At 42.6% G+C, this 17,028-nt stretch carries 16 protein-coding genes; 7 read left to right on the forward strand and 9 right to left on the reverse strand.

Annotated elements, in window-relative coordinates; genetic code table 11:
- Nucleotides 1-16: 16 nt before the first annotated feature.
- Nucleotides 17-916 (reverse strand): DNA-binding transcriptional regulator HcaR, encoded by a 900-nt coding sequence (hcaR, locus tag F946_RS03360; protein WP_004978898.1) that lies wholly within the window; start codon nt 914-916, stop codon nt 17-19.
- 318 nt (nt 917-1,234) lie between these two features.
- Between hcaR and F946_RS03365 the strand changes: the two genes are divergently transcribed.
- The 3 genes from F946_RS03365 (at nt 1,235) to katG (ending at nt 5,926) form a co-directional block, all read left to right on the forward strand.
- Nucleotides 1,235-2,173, forward strand: a complete 939-nt coding sequence (locus F946_RS03365; RefSeq protein WP_004978899.1) for a cation diffusion facilitator family transporter — start codon at nt 1,235-1,237, stop codon at nt 2,171-2,173.
- Nucleotides 2,174-2,243: 70 nt separating this feature from the next.
- Nucleotides 2,244-3,299 (forward strand): MBL fold metallo-hydrolase, encoded by a 1,056-nt coding sequence (locus F946_RS03370; RefSeq protein WP_004978902.1) that lies wholly within the window; start codon nt 2,244-2,246, stop codon nt 3,297-3,299.
- Between the two features lie 434 nt (nt 3,300-3,733).
- Complete coding sequence (katG, locus tag F946_RS03375) at nt 3,734-5,926, forward strand: catalase/peroxidase HPI (protein WP_004978903.1); 2,193 nt, start codon at nt 3,734-3,736, stop codon at nt 5,924-5,926.
- 119 nt (nt 5,927-6,045) lie between these two features.
- On the opposite strand, the gene F946_RS03380 is transcribed toward katG, so the two are convergent.
- From F946_RS03380 to F946_RS03395, 4 genes are all read right to left on the reverse strand, one after another.
- The gene (locus F946_RS03380) at nt 6,046-6,447 is read right to left on the reverse strand and encodes an NF045616 family extracytoplasmic (lipo)protein (protein WP_335343051.1); all 402 of its coding nucleotides are present in this window, start codon (nt 6,445-6,447) and stop codon (nt 6,046-6,048) included.
- Complete coding sequence (locus F946_RS03385) at nt 6,444-7,142, reverse strand: hypothetical protein (protein ID WP_004692561.1); 699 nt, start codon at nt 7,140-7,142, stop codon at nt 6,444-6,446. Before F946_RS03385 ends, F946_RS03380 begins: the two co-directional genes overlap by 4 nt.
- Complete coding sequence (locus tag F946_RS03390; protein WP_004978906.1) at nt 7,132-7,656, reverse strand: PAAR domain-containing protein; 525 nt, start codon at nt 7,654-7,656, stop codon at nt 7,132-7,134. The genes F946_RS03385 and F946_RS03390 overlap by 11 nt, the downstream gene beginning before the upstream one ends.
- Nucleotides 7,657-7,850: 194 nt before the next feature.
- Nucleotides 7,851-8,471: a TetR/AcrR family transcriptional regulator gene (locus F946_RS03395; RefSeq protein ID WP_004978908.1), complete on the reverse strand. Its 621-nt coding sequence runs from the start codon at nt 8,469-8,471 to the stop codon at nt 7,851-7,853.
- A gap of 78 nt (nt 8,472-8,549) precedes the next feature.
- Here F946_RS03395 and F946_RS03400 point away from each other — a divergent pair, with 78 nt between their 5' ends.
- The gene (locus F946_RS03400) at nt 8,550-10,202 is read left to right on the forward strand and encodes an acyl-CoA dehydrogenase family protein (RefSeq protein ID WP_004978910.1); all 1,653 of its coding nucleotides are present in this window, start codon (nt 8,550-8,552) and stop codon (nt 10,200-10,202) included.
- Nucleotides 10,203-10,208: 6 nt separating this feature from the next.
- Here F946_RS03400 and F946_RS03405 read toward each other — a convergent pair whose 3' ends face one another.
- Both F946_RS03405 and F946_RS03410 read right to left on the reverse strand, forming a co-directional pair.
- Nucleotides 10,209-11,345 carry a DUF389 domain-containing protein gene (locus F946_RS03405; protein ID WP_004978915.1) on the reverse strand — a complete coding sequence of 379 codons (1,137 nt, stop codon included), beginning with the start codon at nt 11,343-11,345 and terminating at the stop codon, nt 10,209-10,211.
- A gap of 282 nt (nt 11,346-11,627) precedes the next feature.
- On the reverse strand, nt 11,628-12,080 hold the full coding sequence (locus F946_RS03410; RefSeq protein ID WP_004978918.1) for an Lrp/AsnC family transcriptional regulator: 453 nt from the start codon (nt 12,078-12,080) through the stop codon (nt 11,628-11,630).
- A 150-nt stretch (nt 12,081-12,230) separates the two neighbouring features.
- Here F946_RS03410 and F946_RS03415 point away from each other — a divergent pair, with 150 nt between their 5' ends.
- Together F946_RS03415 and F946_RS03420 are read left to right on the forward strand one after the other, a co-directional pair.
- Nucleotides 12,231-12,845, forward strand: coding sequence for a LysE family translocator (locus F946_RS03415; RefSeq protein WP_004978919.1), 615 nt, complete (start codon nt 12,231-12,233; stop codon nt 12,843-12,845).
- 189 nt (nt 12,846-13,034) lie between these two features.
- Nucleotides 13,035-13,223 carry a DUF7230 family protein gene (locus F946_RS03420; RefSeq protein ID WP_004978921.1) on the forward strand — a complete coding sequence of 63 codons (189 nt, stop codon included), beginning with the start codon at nt 13,035-13,037 and terminating at the stop codon, nt 13,221-13,223.
- A 6-nt stretch (nt 13,224-13,229) separates the two neighbouring features.
- Here F946_RS03420 and ptsP read toward each other — a convergent pair whose 3' ends face one another.
- A complete protein-coding gene (gene ptsP / locus F946_RS03425) occupies nt 13,230-15,527 on the reverse strand; it encodes a phosphoenolpyruvate--protein phosphotransferase (protein ID WP_004978924.1) in 2,298 nt (765 codons plus the stop codon).
- Between the two features lie 81 nt (nt 15,528-15,608).
- Entirely contained in the window at nt 15,609-16,091 is a 483-nt protein-coding gene (locus tag F946_RS03430; RefSeq protein WP_004692547.1) for an RNA pyrophosphohydrolase, read from the reverse strand.
- Nucleotides 16,092-16,273: 182 nt separating this feature from the next.
- Here F946_RS03430 and F946_RS03435 point away from each other — a divergent pair, with 182 nt between their 5' ends.
- On the forward strand, nt 16,274-16,924 hold the full coding sequence (locus F946_RS03435; protein ID WP_004692545.1) for an HAD family hydrolase: 651 nt from the start codon (nt 16,274-16,276) through the stop codon (nt 16,922-16,924).
- Nucleotides 16,925-17,028 lie beyond the last annotated feature (104 nt).

The raw sequence follows: 17,028 nt of genomic DNA on the forward strand, positions 1-17,028 counted from the left end.
AGGACTCACTGCGGATTTATTCGCGGTTAATATCCAAATAAAATACCCGAGTCAGTAATTCTAAAAATTTAGTCACTGCCAGTGAGCTGTTATTTTTACGGTAGTTCACATACAGATCCAAATACGGCAGCTCAACCTCAAGTGGACGAATTACAGTGTTGTTCATGCTAAGTGGCGCAATGTAACCGGGTAAAATTGTACAGCCGAGCCCCAAGCCAATCGCGTTGATATTGAATAGGATGTTGTCAGCTTTTTGCACAATGTTAAATTCAATATTGTGGGCTTTGGCAAATTCTAAAATGGTCTGGTGTAAAGTCTGTGACTGCTCGGCTGCGGGAATAATAAAATCAATGCCATTTAATGCTTCAACAGGGATTCGCTCATATTTGGCCAAAGGATGATCTGTCGGCAACAGGAAAATGAGTGGTTCACGCAGTACAAACTGGCTTTCAATTTCATCACTATGGACATTATTTCGTGTAAAGCTAATGTCCAACTCCCCTTTTTTTAGCAAACGTAGTTGCTCAGTATTGTTCATACTGAACAACTCAATTTTTAACTCTGGGTTTTGTACTCGTAAATTGGGCAGTACATAAGGAAAGATTTTCATTTCCGCCACAGGGACAAAACCAATGCGGAGCATCTGCTGTTTGGCCTGTGACACTTGGCGTGCCATAGTGACCGCTTTGTCTGCCTGAGCCAAGGTGAGACGTGCTTGTTCAAGGAAAACAGCGCCTTCTTCCGTGAGTTCAACTTTTCGCTTGGTTCGATACAATAACTGCACACCGACATCTTCCTCAAGGTCTTTGATTTGCTGACTTAATGAAGGTTGAGCGGTATAAAGTTTCAGTGCTGCTTTACTAAAGTTCAGTTCTTCAGCAACAGTAATGAAATAGCGAAGGTGTCTAAGTTCCATATAAATAACCCACTGACTAATCCAAAAAATGTCTTACCATGACTGCGGTAAAGTATAATCGATAAACAATGATGACGTGAAGATGATTCAATTATTTAGAAAATAAATGATCTTGGGTTGATTTTTGAGACTTTCGTATATGAAATAACCGGTTTAATAATTGCTAAAAGGTATTAATTAAATACTAAAAATAGTTCATACCAATCACCTGAAAATCAGGAGAGGTGAACTACATAAAAATACAATTGCGTTTTGCTGAAATTGGATATGATAAAAACATAAATATAATTTAATTGAACATATGGGCTAAAAATCGATATGGCAGATTCAAATAAACTGGTGGTCTATGCCGCGCTGTTGGGTAATTTAGCCATTGCGCTGGTAAAGTTTATTGCGGCTTATTTGACCAACAGCTCTGCCATGTTGAGTGAAGCCATTCACTCTGTTGTGGATACCTTAAACGAAATTTTACTGTTATATGGACTGAAGAAGTCAAATAAACCTGCCAATTTTAATCATCCTTTTGGCTACGGACGAGAGCTGTATTTTTGGGCCTTCATTGTATCTCTCATGGTCTTTGCCTTAGGGGCACTGGTGTCTATGTATAATGGGATCATGCACATTTTGCACCCTGAACCGATTTTAAATCCGACCATCAATTATGTTGTGCTTGGCTTTGCATTTGTCAGTGAGGGGACTTCATGGTGTGTTGCCCTGAAAGTGTTTCGTAAGGCGAAAGGTCAGCAAGGTTATTTTGAGGCCTTTCGACGCAGTAAAGACCCCACCACGTTTACCGTTTTGTTTGAAGATTCCGCTGCATTAATTGGTCTATTGATTGCCTTTCTCGGTATTTATTTGGCACATCGTTTAAATATGCCTGCACTGGATGGGGTGGCATCCATCCTGATTGGGCTGGTTTTGGCGGTATCTGCTTTTCTACTGGCTCGAGAAACCAAAGGTTTGCTGCTTGGGGAAACCGCAGACCTGCATGTACGGCAAAATATCTTAAAAATTGCCCAAGACGATGAAGGTGTACTGTCGGCCAACGGCTTACTGACCGAGCAAATGGGCGCCAAACAGGTTTTGGCCTCGTTGAGTGTAGAATTTGAAGATCACCTCACTACCGATGAGATAGAAGCATGCGTCAATCGCATTGAAGCAAAAATTAAACAAAATCATCCAGAGATTGTGGCACTCTTTGTGAAGCCGCAATCAAAAAAAGTGTGGTTAGAGCGAATGCAAGGACGCTTGGAATAGGTTAAGGTAGAGGTCAGTTTTCAAAACTGGTCCTGTTACTGGTGTATTGCAATAAAGATAACGACGTTAAATGAAGCCAAAATCAACTGAACTCCATTATCAAATTCCGACTGAAAATACCATGTCCCATACATGGCGGCAGCCCGAATTTCAGTTTCTACACTCCGACCATTATAACGGGACTCGCTTTGTCAATTCGGTTCGTCGACCTGAGGGCCGTAGCCGAGGTGACTTGCTGAAATGGTTGATTAAGCGTAAATCCTCGACATGGAATGTGGATTTGGCACAAGAGTATGCGCACTTTCATGCCGATAAAAAAAGCCTGCCACAAGATCGGCCTCATGCCGATTTAAATGATTGGCAGGTTTGGTTTGTGGGTCATGCCACGGTATTACTCCAAATTGGGCCCTATAACTTATTGACCGATCCTGTGTGGGCTGAACATGTCAGTCCGAAGCAAGGGCGAGGTCCACGCCGTGTTATGCCTGCTGGCATTGCCTTGGAAGATTTACCGACCATCCATGCCGTGCTTTTGAGCCATAACCACTACGACCATATGGATATTGCCAGTCTGAACTGGTTGTATGAGCGTTTCGCCATGCCAATTTACACAGGGCTAGGCAATGGATGGTATTTACCCAAGCACTTACAAGTATTGGAAATGGATTGGTGGCAGTCGGCGCGTCTGCATGATTTAAAACTGGTCTATACCCCAGCACAGCATGGTTCTGGCCGTGGGCTGCGCGATCAAAACCGTGCGTTATGGGGTGGGTTTAATATTCACTGTGGCGCTGACTATGCTTATTTTGCGGGAGATACAGGTTATTCACCGCACTTTAAAGAGCTGCATCAACGTTTTGGTGCACCGCGAATTGCATTACTGCCCATCGGGGCGTATGAACCGCGTGAGCTGATGCGCTATATGCATATGAATCCGCAAGATGCCTTTCAAGCGCATAAAGACCTGCATGCCAAATGCTCGATGGCCATTCACTATCGCACCTTTCAGCTGACCGATGAAAGTCGTGAACAACCTGAAATTGACTTAAAAGTGGCGATGAAAAATAGCTCAAAGCTGATGAATCCGTTTGTCTGTTTAAGAGAAGGTCGACGTTTAAGCGTGTAATGAACGCTTTAAGTATAAGATCAGGTGATGGCTGGCAAAACAGTCATCACCGAGACCATAAGGACATCACCAAAATATCTTTCAAAAAAAATCTAAAAACCGAAAGTATGCCTCTTTTTTTGTTTAATTTTGGCTCAATCTGAGCCGCGCTCATTGCTAGTAAGGCTTGTCTGAGTTTTGATCGATAAGCTCAATTGAAAATGCCCATCAACCTCGCATCAAAAGCTTTCCTTGCTGCTATTTTTTCGTCGGATCTTATCTTATTGAAAAGCTAAAATTCTTTCTTTCTTAAATATTTACATAGAATAATCCGATTGTTTTTATTCGTAAAACTCGCTTTAGATTGTCATCAAAAGGGGCTATGTTAGAACAGTAATAATTACTTTAAACGGTTCATGATAATCATAATTTGATGATCAAATTTGGAGCTCGACATGACACAGAATATGCAAGCATCAGGTTGTCCATTTCACCAAAAAGATGGTGGACAAACGAGTTTAGCCAGCACCAATAATTCTGATTGGTGGCCCAATGCGCTCAATCTCGACATCTTGTCGCAACACGATAAAAAAACCAACCCGATGGATCCTGATTTTGACTATGCAGCCGCATTCAAATCATTGGATTTAGAAGCGGTGAAACAAGATCTTCGTGAACTTATCAACAGCAGCCAAGAATGGTGGCCATCTGATTACGGCAGCTACATTGGGATGTTTGTACGTACCGCATGGCACTTGGCGGGTTCTTACCGTAAACAAGATGGACGTGGCGGTGCAAACACAGGGAACCAACGCTTTGCACCCCTCAACAGTTGGCCTGATAACGTCAACACCGATAAAGGCCGTCGCCTACTTTGGCCAGTCAAACGTAAATATGGCAACAAAATTTCATGGGGCGATTTAATCGTTCTTGCAGGGACCGTAGCTTATGAAGAAGCAGGTCTGAAAACCTTTGGTTTCGGTGGTGGTCGTCTAGATATTTGGGCACCCGAAAAAGACATTTATTGGGGCGAAGAGCGTCAATGGTTAGCACCAACGGCAAACCGCTATGCCAATGACCAAGAACGTAAATCGCTTGAAAATCCATTAGCAGCGGTACAAATGGGTTTAATCTACGTCAATCCAGAAGGGGTTGATGGCGTCCAAGATCCACTTCGTACCGCACAAGACATGCGTGTCACTTTTGACCGTATGGGCATGGATGATGAAGAAACCGTAGCACTCACTGCGGGTGGTCACACCGTAGGTAAAGCGCACGGGAATGGTAAAGCTGAAAACTTAGGGGCAGATGTCGAAGGCGCAGACGTGGAGTTTCAAGGTCTCGGTTGGCATAACTCTGAAGGTACAGGCAATGGTGCGAACACCATGGTCAGTGGTTTAGAAGGGGCCTGGACCACACACCCGACCAAATGGGATAACGAGTTTTTCTATCTGCTGTTCACTTATGAATGGGAAAAAACCACCAGTCCTGCGGGTGCGAAACAATGGGAACCGATTAACATCAAAGAGGAAGACAAACCTGTTGATGCGCATAACCCCAACGTTCGCCGTAACCCAATGATGACTGATGCCGATATGGCACTCAAAATGGACCCTGAATACCGTAAAATTTCAGAGCGTTTTTATGCAGATCCAGCTTACTTGTCTGAAGTGTTTGCGCGTGCTTGGTACAAGCTCACTCACCGTGACATGGGACCAAAATCCCGCTACTTAGGCGCAGATGTGCCGAATGATGATCTGATCTGGCAAGACCCAATTCCATCGGTCGATTATGTTTTGTCTGAAGCTGAAATTGAAGACTTAAAAGCGAAGTTGCTAAATAGCGGTTTAACTTCGGTTGAATTGATTAATACTGCTTGGGATAGTGCGCGGACTTTCCGTAGTTCAGACTACCGTGGTGGTGCCAATGGTGCACGTATCCGTCTTGCACCACAAAAAGACTGGGTGGGCAATGAGCCTGAGCGTTTAGCCAAAGTTTTGGCGAAGCTTGAAGAAATTCAGGCGAGTCTGGCGAAAAAAGTCAGCATTGCAGACTTGATTGTATTGGGCGGTACGGCAGCTGTTGAAAAAGCGGCGCATGCTGCGGGTGTGAATATCAAAGTTCCGTTCCTTGCAGGCCGAGGCGATGCGACTCAAGAGCAAACAGATGTCTATTCTTTTGAAGATTTACTCCCGAAACATGATGGTTTCCGTAATTGGGTCAAAGAAGATTACAGCGTACAGCCTGAAGAAATGTTGTTAGACCGTGCACAATTACTCGGTTTAACTGCGCCTGAAATGACGGTGTTGGTTGGTGGTATGCGTGTACTCGGCACAAACTATGCAGGTACACCAGAAGGCATGTTGACGGCTCGTGTGGGTGTACTCAGCAATGACTTCTTTGTGAACTTAACGGATATGAAATATAACTGGAAACCCGTGGGTAAAAACCGTTATGAAATTGTAGACCGTGCGACAGGGGCAACCAAATGGACGGCGACACGTGTAGATTTAGTGTTTGGTTCAAACTCGATTTTACGTTCATATGCAGAAGTGTATGCGCAAGATGACAACAAAGAGAAGTTTGTAAAAGACTTTGTTGCAGCTTGGGTGAAAGTAATGAATGCTGACCGTTTTGACGTCAAGTAGTTTAATTGAAATAAAAAACCGTCCTTTAGGACGGTTTTTTAGATTGCAATATATTGATATTATTAAATTTTGTATGGCGTGAATTATGTTAATTTTAAAGTGGATTAATGCGATAGGAGTTATTCACATGTGCTTTTTCCAGCCTCTACCTGTTTAATACTAATACCGCTGTTATTTTCTAAAATACAAATTTGAGAGTTAAATGACTTATTAATAGTGCTTAAAGTAATTGTATAAGCTAAATTTTTTTCTAACTTATCTAATGGGATAGCTATACAATTTTTTTCACTAATAGGTAAGTCTGTTTTTGAGTAAGATTTTTCATATTCACTTTGATATTCTTTAGAAAAGTCAATTTTTGCAAAATGAACTAGAAAATTATCTTTTCCATAATCTTTAGATTCATTCGTGAAAAGACATAAATTATCATTAATAATTTTTGTATTAAGATCTCGACTCTGCTGATTACAACCTATAAGCACCATTGCTACAAAACTATATATTATTTTTTTCATAATCACGATTTCGGTAATAAATTTTTATTTGAGGGGTTAAGTAAAAAATCTCTTAATATTTTCTCAACATAGCCTAATAATTGTAAACTTTTTTGATGATGATCCCGTTTGGGATTAACTTTTTGTAAATAACAAGCATCAAACCAAAACTCAATAATTCTACCTTGTTGTTCAAAGTTAAAATCTTGAAATTTTTTATTTAAATCTCGACCTCCTAAGTCCGTGTCATAGGCTTCTAACTCATTGTCCGAGTCAACAGAATTGACCTCCGAAGTATATCCTCCTTTACATAATTGTTTTATCCCAAGCCAACCAGTTGATGTCCCCATTTGATATTGCCAAACATGTACCATTTCATGAATAAACCAATGACGGTTTTCACCTGTAGCTTTGCTATAGTCAGGTGTTTTTAAGTAATCATCTTTCGGTAAATAGATTTCCCCAGCAGGCGTCATGGCATTACCTGTTTTTGTATGTATTAAGCCACCTAAATGTATCCAGACCTTAGAGTAATCAATTGCATCTTTAAAAATCAGGCGAGACATAGCTATTTCACCAGAAGTTAACTGTCTTTTACTTCCGACTTTAATAATAGTAGCAGCTTGATTTTTCATCTCTGCATCTATTTTTTGTAATTTAGAAGTTATACTCTTTAAAACAGTATTTTTAGGATTTCCTCTGCCTGTTACTCTATTCGCCATGTTCATGATCCTCTAAAATTATTCTTATTTCTAGTTCTTCTTCTGTTTCACTAGTAATAAAATGAGTAAACCCTTCTTTATCCGTTTTACCGTGGAAAGTTTCACCATTCATGTATATTTCATAACATACATTAGCTAAAGGTTCTCCTGTTAACTCATCCTGTAGTACAAATTTTTGTCCGTATTTAAAATTAGGTTCAGCTACAAAACTATTAGTATTATTAGATACAATTTTTGGACTACTAGCCCCACTACTCATCACAGCTAAATCAGAAATTTTTAAATATTTTGATCCACAACTAGAGGTATCACCAACAGCAACAATGCTTTTTCCACCCACGATCATAAAACCTTGATTAGAAGCTATTGCACGTGATTGAACTTTACATTTAGGACAAAAATGAGTCATACCATCAAGATGTACTGCCTTACCTTCGACTAAAAAAGATGAGTCACCTAAAACAATGATTTCACCATGATCTGTTTTACAACCTACTGTGATTAATGCTTTCATTTATTTTTTATAATTTTTTAACGATATTGTTATTAAACCATAAGAATTAAATGATACAAAATTCCAAGGAATACCCTGAAATATTGATTCCATTTTAGATTATAGGGCTTACACGATCCTAATTTTAATATTGTTATATATATCAACTATTTAAAACTTAAATGTAAGCGCAAAAATGAATAGAACGCCTATTTTTATTCAAACTTAAGTTTTCCTAAACTTTGAACAATATCCTTTTCAAGTTCCTTCCACTCCTCAAACTCAGGCTCAACCAGCAAAGTCTGCGACACAAAGCCATAACACACTCGTTGCATATTTAAAGCCATATGCTTGAGCTGTTCATCATCTTGTATAGACGGCTCTAAAATGCTGCGCCACATTTGTACCATCATGGCATAGCTTTTACGGTAACTTTCAATATTTGAAATCTGCCGTTCCAGCAAAAAAGTCTGTGCCCAAAGAAACTGTCGAGCCTGAATCTGCTCAAGCTGAAAGTGAATAATTTGCTGTAAATAGTCCTCAAAAGTTAATTTTGTGGATAACTCCATCAGCCTTTGTGCATAACTTTTTAGCTGCTCCGCATTAGTTTTCACATGCTGATGAATGGTCAATGCAACCAAATCTTCCTTCTTTGAAAAGTACTCATAAAAGGTACCCAAACCGACACCCGCGACATCGGTAATTTCCCGAATGGTAATTTCGTGTGCATGGCGCTCATGCAAAAGCCGAACAAAACTTTCTTGCAAAGCTTCTTGGGTGAGTTTGGCTCGCGATTGGCGCGGCCTGCGGCGGACTTGGATCTCGGGATTCTTCATAGCACAAAGCTGAACATGGCAGACTCAATTTTTCTCTATACTGAAATGAAAAGCACAGCATAACAAGAGCAAAATGATATGAATACGGCATGGATGACCCATCAAATTAGTAATCAGTTTGATGAACTAGAAAATTACAACCTGTTTGAAACTGATACCGTTTTACAAGAAATTCTCACTCGTTATGGCAGTCTGGATCAGGCAAGACTCACAGCGATGGGGGAAGTTGTTGGTTCAGCGGAATATTATGACTATGCTGAGCTCGCCAATAGGCATACGCCTATTTTACACGCCTTCGATGCGCGCGGACGCCGTAAAGACTTTATCGAGTTTCATCCTGCATGGCATAAATGGATGGGGTTAAATCGTCAGTTCGATACTCATGCACATCCGTTTAATCATCCCAATTCATCCTCAAAATGGGTCGAGTGGGCAGCGCGTTTTTATTTGGCAGGGCAAGTGGAATGCGGAAACTTATGTCCAAATTCGATGACCTTAGGCAGTATTCCACTGATTCAACGCGAACCTGAACTGTGGGCCAAAATCGGCGATAAGTTACTTTCAACCGAATATGATGAACGTGATGTGCCGATCAGTCAAAAAAAATCGATTTGGCTGGGCATGGGCATGACCGAAAAGCAAGGTGGTTCAGATGTGCGTGCCAATGAAACCATGGCTGTACCAATCGCAGAGTCGGGGCGCGGACAAGCTTATTTACTCACAGGACACAAATGGTTTTTTTCTGCACCGATGTGTGATGCACATTTGGTGGTGGCAAAGACGGAACAAGATGGTTTGGCGTGTTTCTTTGTGCCGCGCTGGCTAGAGGATGGAACCAAGAATCCGATCCATATTCAACGGTTAAAAGAAAAAGTGGGCAATCGTAGTAACTCCAGCTCGGAAGTCGAATTTAAAGAGGCGTGGGGTATTATGATTGGGGACGCTGGGCGCGGTATTCCCACCATTATAGAAATGGCGAATTACACCCGTTTAACCTGCTCAGTGGGCAGTACTGCCATGCTCAGACAAGCCTTGGTGCAATGCATTGCCTATACCCGTCAGCGTAAAGCCTTTGGTAAGCTTCTGGTTGAACAACCACTGATGCGCGCCCTACTGGCAGATTTAGTCTTAGAAACGGAAGCGGCAATGCAACTCAGTTTCCACTTGGCACACTGCTATGAAACGGATGATGCGCTGTCTGTGGCGTGGAAACGTATTATGACCCCAGCGTCGAAGTTCTGGATATGCAAACGTGCGGTTGAGCTGACAGGGGAAATGATGGAGGTTTTTGGCGGCAATGGCTATGTCGACAACGGCATCATGGCGCGTATTTTCAAAGAAGCCCCAGTCAATACCATTTGGGAAGGCTCAGGCAATGTCATGTGTTTGGATGTGCTGCGTGCTATCAGCCGTGATGTAGAGTCGATTGAAATCCTGTTTCAAGATTTGGCTACCACGGCTATGCAAGATGAACAGTTGAAACAAGAGCTGCAAAATCTATTTCAGTTGTTCCAACAGACACCTGAAGAACTACAATTTATGGGGCGCAGTTTGGTCAGCCGTTTAGTGATTTTGGCACAAGCAGTCCTGCTGAAACGGCATGCACCAGACTATGTGGCTGATGGCTTTATTCAAAGCCGTTATAGTCCATTTCATGGTCGGGTTGTCGGGATGCTTGAGATGAAACAACCCGACGTAGAACGACTACTGCATAGAGCATTTGTAGCTTAAAGCTCTTTATTGTACGGAAAGCTTTTGTGCTTCATCTTGTTCGAGTTTGATGTTGGGGCTGTCTTCAGCCTGAATAATATCAATCGGAATAAAGCGGACTTGAACAATGCTTGGGTTATCGTTCAAGTCTGGCAATAGCTTTTGATTGAGTGCTGCAATTTGCGCTGGGCTAGGCGGAATATCTCCACGGATAGAGACACGGACTAAAGTGAAATCATCTCTTTTATCGTATTGGATGGTATCAATAATATTATTATCGTGATTTAACGCCGTACTGATGATATTTTCATTGCCGCTCTCATACAGGCGAGCATGGAGCATAGAATAAAAGTTAAAGGAGAGATAAATCCCTAAAAGTGCCAAGAACATTAGGCTAACAGCATTACGTTTGAGAAATTCTTTGACACTACTCTGCACTTCTTCGGTCGAACCCCGTCTAAAGCCTGCAATCCAAAGGACTAAAGATGAGCTAATCTGAATGGCGAAGATGTTGGTCACTGCCAGTAAAAACGCATTGGCTGAGTTTTTCCATTCCATATGTGCAAATAAAATCCCGCTGGCCACCAAGGGTGGAACTAAGGCTGTCGCAACGGCGACGCCCACTACGGCCACAGATAGGCGAGGGGATACTGAGGCAAAAGCACCTGCGGCACCTCCTGCTAAAGCAATCATCAAATCCAAAATGGTTGGCTGCGTGCGAGATAAAATTTCATTGGTCATAGGCAGGTCATAGTTCACCAGCCCTAAAATGATCCCAATGCTATAAATCATTGCAACGCCAAGTAACAAGGTCGACAACGCGGTTTTAAACAGCAGCCATCGGTTATCAATTAAAGCCAAGGCAATGCCTGAAATCGGCCCCAGCATCATGGCAACCAACATCGCGCCAATCACTACCGCAGCCGAGTTGGACAGTAGTCCATAGCCTGCTATGACAGCAGCCAAGGCATTCATAATAAAAAAGGTTTTGCTTGGCAGTGCATCCGCTTGGATGTTTAATCGGACTTTTTGGTGGTCAATTTTTTTGGAGTTTTCGCGCAAGGCCTGCTTATAACGAATTTTTTCTTTTAGAAACTCATACTTTTCTTGGTCAGGCGTATCTTTGACCACAATGGTTGCATCTTTGTCTTTTTCGAGTGGCATGATGATGCTCTTATTTTGTATGTGATTAAGATTTAATCTAGCGCTTTTATCAAGGGAAGCAAACAAAAAAATGGTGAGAAATAATATGATTCACGCTTCAATTTAGAATATGTTCTAGCCACTTTCTTTTTATTGAAACGAGGCTTCTCGATTTTGCTGAACATCATTCATTAACAAGGACTTTTTAGCACCGAGCAGGACAGATTTTCTTGAAATCGCGAGGCCATTCAGAAAAAGATAGATCAATTACAGGTATTTAGCTGACCCTAGAGCATAGTCTTGTTAGAACAAGACGCTACGATTGGAAATAATATTTTTCATTACCATGGTGGAGATGAGACGTTGTACATTCGGCAGTGCTGACAAGTGCTCATCATAGAGTTTTTGATAACTTTCCAAGTCGTAGGTCACGACATGCAGCAAGTAGTCGGGGTCACCAAAAAGTCGCTGCGCTTTCACAATTTGAGGAACTTTTAGAATCGCTTCTTCAAGACTCTGCACCGAATCTTTATCGCCATTTTTGAGCGTCACGAAAACAATGGTGGAGAAATTCAAGCCGAGTTGGGAAATATCCAACTGTGCGCGATAGCCTTTGATAATACCTGAATCTTCTAAGGCTTTGACTCTGCGGTGACAGGGAGAGAGGCTAAGCCCTACCTTATGCGCCAACTCCGTAACAGATAAACGACCATCGGCTTGCAGCTCAGCAAGAATCTTCTTATCAATTTTATCCATGTGGAAGAATTTCCCCTTTTTAGGCGTTATTGCACAAATATTTGAAAGCACATTTTAGAGCCTAAAGGATATCCTTTCAAAATTATTTGATGCAGATCATTTTTGCCTGGGTCAAAGCTCAAAAACGATGATGGATAAGAGAGGAAAGGGATGTCGCTGAATATTTTGATTGCATTTTGGGGAGTTTCCATCCTGTTTGTGATGACACCCGGTATAGATTGGGCCTATGCCATTTCGTCGGGGATACAGGGTAAAAGAGTCTTGCCTGCGGTGACAGGTTTATTAACTGGCCATTTGATGGCGGCACTCATTGTTGCGGCGGGTGTGGGCACATTGGTAACCAGTCAGCCCGTATTGCTTCAAGTGCTGACCGGTATTGGCGCTGTTTATTTGCTGTGGATGGGGCTGAGTCTGTCGATGCGTCCTGCGAGTATTAGCAGTGATCAGGTTGCCATCGCATCTTCAAAATCATGGTACATTCGAGGCGTTTACTTGAGTGGCTTAAACCCGAAAGTCCTGCTGTTATTTTTGGCTTTATTGCCGCCCTTTATCGACCCGCAAGCGGCTTTGTCGCCCACCTCTCAAATTGTTTTATTGGCGGGGATTCACCTCATGAGTTGCGCGGCTGTTTATTTCTTGGTTGGATTTAGTGCGCAAAAAGTTTTGGGCACACGCCCACAGGCTGCTAGGGTGGTCAGTCGAGTGTCAGGGGCATTGATGATGTTGATTGCGATGATTTTATTGTTAGAACAGTTTTATGTCTAAGCGATATTTTAAGCATATGGATCAAAGGCAGTGCAAAATAAAGCATTGCTTTGACCTGAAACTGAATTGAAAAATAGCGCATGAGTTGGGGGACATAGGCCTAGCCAAAATCGCTTGTAATACGTTCAAAAAGGCGTAAAATTTCTACTGCATCATCAGCGAGATGATCACATCAATAAGGTGAAAAAAATGGCAAAGAAGAAAGCTGAGCCAAAAGTTGTGATTCACAACTTCGTGGCTAAACATATGCATGAAGTCAACCAAAGCCAAGTCTTTGTAGACCGAAAGAAAAATGCAAAACGAGGCTATGACAAGCACAAAAAAGGGAGATATTCAGATGATTATCTCCCTTTTTTAATGTCCGTTCTTTGGGTTTAAAGACCTTTAAGCCGTCACAATACGTGTTGCGGATTTGACCATATCGGCCAAACCATGGGTTTTAAAATAATATTCCATCTGACTTTTCACAATGAGTGGATTACTCATTTTCAAGGCACGCTCTAACAATTCGACCGCATCTGGCATTGGGACATGACAAATGGCTTTGCGTACACGCAGAATGTTACTTGAGCTCATTGATAGGGTATTGAAGCCCATCGCCATCAGTAAGATCGCAGACAAAGGATCGCCCGCCATTTCCCCACAAATACTGACTGGTTTGTTGTACTTATGACACTCTTTGACTAAGCGGGTGAGTGCACGTAAAACCGCAGGGTGGAAATGTGAATAGACATTGGCAACCCGTGGATTATTACGGTCAACGGCCAGTAAGTATTGTGTCAAGTCGTTTGAACCCACCGAGAAAAAGTCAACCAACTCGGCAAACTCTTCAATCTGCAATAAGACACTTGGTACTTCGACCATGATCCCGATTTTCGGTTTGGTGATTTTGACCTGTTCTTCTTCTTGTACCGCGACCCAGTCACGCTCCAGTAAATACAACGCTTCTTCTACTTCGCTGACACTGGTTACCATCGGCAGTAGAATATGTAGGTTGTTGAGACCAATACTGGCTTTGAGCATGGCACGAATTTGTGAAGAAAAAATTTCAGGGTGGTCGAGCGTAAAGCGAATGCCGCGCCAGCCCAATGCGGAGTTTTCTTCCTCAATTGAAAAATAAGGCAAGTCCTTATCTGCACCGATATCGAGGGTACGCATCACCACAGGTTTGTTGGCGAAGTGGCTCAACTGTTGACGATAAATCGCACGCTGTTCTTCTTCACCCGGGAAGCGATCACGCAGCATGAACGGAATTTCAGAGCGATATAGACCAACACCTTTGGCACCGCGTTGTACACCACGGACCACATCAATCATCAAGCCAGTATTGACGAACAGTTTGACTGCGACACCATCAGGGGTGATGGCATCTTTAGTTTCATACTGTTTTAAATCTTTGGCAATCAGTTCTTCTTCTTTTTGAATTTCTTTATAGCGACTACGTAAACGGCGAGGTGGATTAATGAACACACGCCCTTGGTGCGCATCGACTATCATTTCCACATCATCGAGGGTATTAATTGGCAGTTCAGTGACACCAACAACGGTTGGAATACCGAGTGCGCGCGCTACAATCACCATATGTGAGTTCATGGCGCCTTCGGTAGTTACGATGGCTGCAATTTTATCGACTGGCAGTTCAACCAAGGCTGCGGTTGAGATTTCTTCTCCAATCAGAATACTTTCATCGGTAAGTTCACGGTGGCTGGAGTCGGCTTCTTGCAAATAGGCCAAAATCCGTCGCCCGAGATCTTTTAAGTCCGCGGCACGTTCACGGAGATAGTCATCTTCCATCTGTTCAAACAGATCGATGTGATTATCGATGACGATACGCACCGCACCTTGTGCCCAGTTCCCATCACGAATTTGTTCTTTAATTTCCGCTGGTAGCGCATTTTCATCCAACATGCGTAAGAACACGCTAAACAGGGCGCGCTCTTCCGCCATGAGGGCATCTTGCATTTTGTCATCAAGTGATTTGATTTCATCACGCACTGAGGTGAGGGCACGATCCAGCAGCTCTAATTCTTCACTGATGTCATCGGCTTCACGGTCAGGGACAGCCGCCAAATCCGCAGGGGGATAGAGAATGACGGCACGCCCTAATGCAATTCCACCTGAACCTGGGACACCTTGGAAGGTTTTGTAGGCAGGTAGATTGCTGGGTTTACGAAATACATCGATATTGCCCACCGCATGCGCATGCGCAATGACCCCTGAAAGCTGAGCACAGAGCGTGACGAGGAATGATTCCGCAGCTTCACTAAAGTCTTGCGACTCTTTGTTTTGCACCACGAGCACGCCCATGACTTTACGGCGGTACATGACGGGTACACCGAGGAACGAGTTATAAATTTCCTCACCTGTTTCAGGTAAGTACATAAAACGTTCATGTTTCGGTGCATTGTCAAGGTTAACGATTTCTTCACGCTGACCCACCAAACCAACCAAGCCTTCACTGGTATGCAGTGAAACATGGCCGACCGAATCAGGGTTCAAACCTTTCGATGCCATCAACAAATAACGTTGATTGCGTTCGTCGAGTAAATAGATGGAGCAAACATCAACATGCATGGCTTCCGCCACATGGTTGACCATAATGTCGAGTGATTCATGCAAACTGGTGGACGCATTGATTTCTTGTACAATGCGTCGAAGGGTATCCAGTTGCATATTCGACATCGCGTCTACTCCAAAAATAATGTGCGTCCAACTTATTTATAACAAGAGATCCTTAAAAAATCTGTAGGACGTCTAGATTTTTTAAGGCTTTTTTTGAGGGAGCTGATTGCACAGCTCCACCATCGCTTTGCGGTATACATCGCGTTTAAAATTCACAACTTGCCCCAGCGGGTACCAATAACTGACCCACTGCCATTGGTCAAACTCAGGCGGATCAGACAAATTCAAACGAATGTTCTGAGCGGGAGCAGTGAGTTTGAGTAAAAACCACTTTTGTTTTTGTCCAATACATACGGGATCGGAATCTGTACGAATGTATCGGTGCGGCAAACGATAACGCAGCCAACCTTTAGTTTGCGCTACAATTTGGACGTGTTCGGGCAGTAAGCCAACTTCTTCTCTCAGCTCACGATAAAGTGCCTGTTCAGGGGTTTCTCCATATTGGATACCTCCTTGTGGAAATTGCCAAGCATTGTGTCCAATGCGTTTTGCCCATAAAACTTGTCCAAACTCGTTTGCCAAAATGATCCCGACATTGGGTCGGAAACCTTCCGAATCGATCATTTGGCTACCTAAATATTGTGTAATTTATGACTTTGCGATCGGGGATTTTTATTTCTGTATCCAACTCGAAAAAAGCAAAGTTTAAAAATGTTAAAATTGCTATGATCTTAACGAATTTCTATCGACTAGCGGAGATAGATTTACAAATTTTTTCTTAAATTTCAGTTTTTACGAGTATTTTCATGAAATTGGCGCTATTTGATCTCGATCACACCTTGTTAAACACCGATTCAGATCATTCTTGGGGAGAGTTTTTGGTGAATGAAGGCTTGGTCGACCCAGTTCGTCATCGCGCCATGAACGATAAATTTTATGAAGACTACAAAGCAGGGCAGCTCGACCCGATTGCTTATAATGAATTTGTGTTTGAATTTTTGACTCAACATGACAATGCCTACCTGACTGAACTGCATGAACTGTTCATGCACAAAGTGATTCGCCCGCAAATGCGTCCTGAAGGTTTTGCAGCCATTGAAAAACACCGCGATGCTGGACATGCTTTGGTTGGCATTACCGCAACCTCTGATTTTATAACGGCACCGATTTTTCGTGAATTTGGGATTAGTGAAATTATTGCGACCAATGCTGAAGTGGTTGAGGGTAAATACACGGGCAAAGTGATCAACACGCCGTGCTACCAAAAAGGCAAATTGACGCGTTTAGATCAATGGCTTGCAGGGCGTGATGTCAGCGAGTCTTGGGCGTATTCAGACTCCATCAATGATCGCTTTTTACTTGAATATGCTGACCATGCCATTGCCGTCAATCCAGATGATCGCCTAGAAGCATTGGCTAAAGAGCAGGCATGGGAAATCCAAGACTGGTCGATTTAAGTATCTGTCTTTCGTTGTTTAAAAAGGCTGCTTTCGGGCAGTCTTTTTTATTTGAAAGGCATCGACGTAAAAAATGAAAAGTGCGTAAAGCGATAATAAAATAT

It is taken from the genome of Acinetobacter johnsonii ANC 3681 (assembly GCF_000368805.1).
In the GTDB taxonomy this organism is placed as follows: domain Bacteria; phylum Pseudomonadota; class Gammaproteobacteria; order Pseudomonadales; family Moraxellaceae; genus Acinetobacter; species Acinetobacter johnsonii.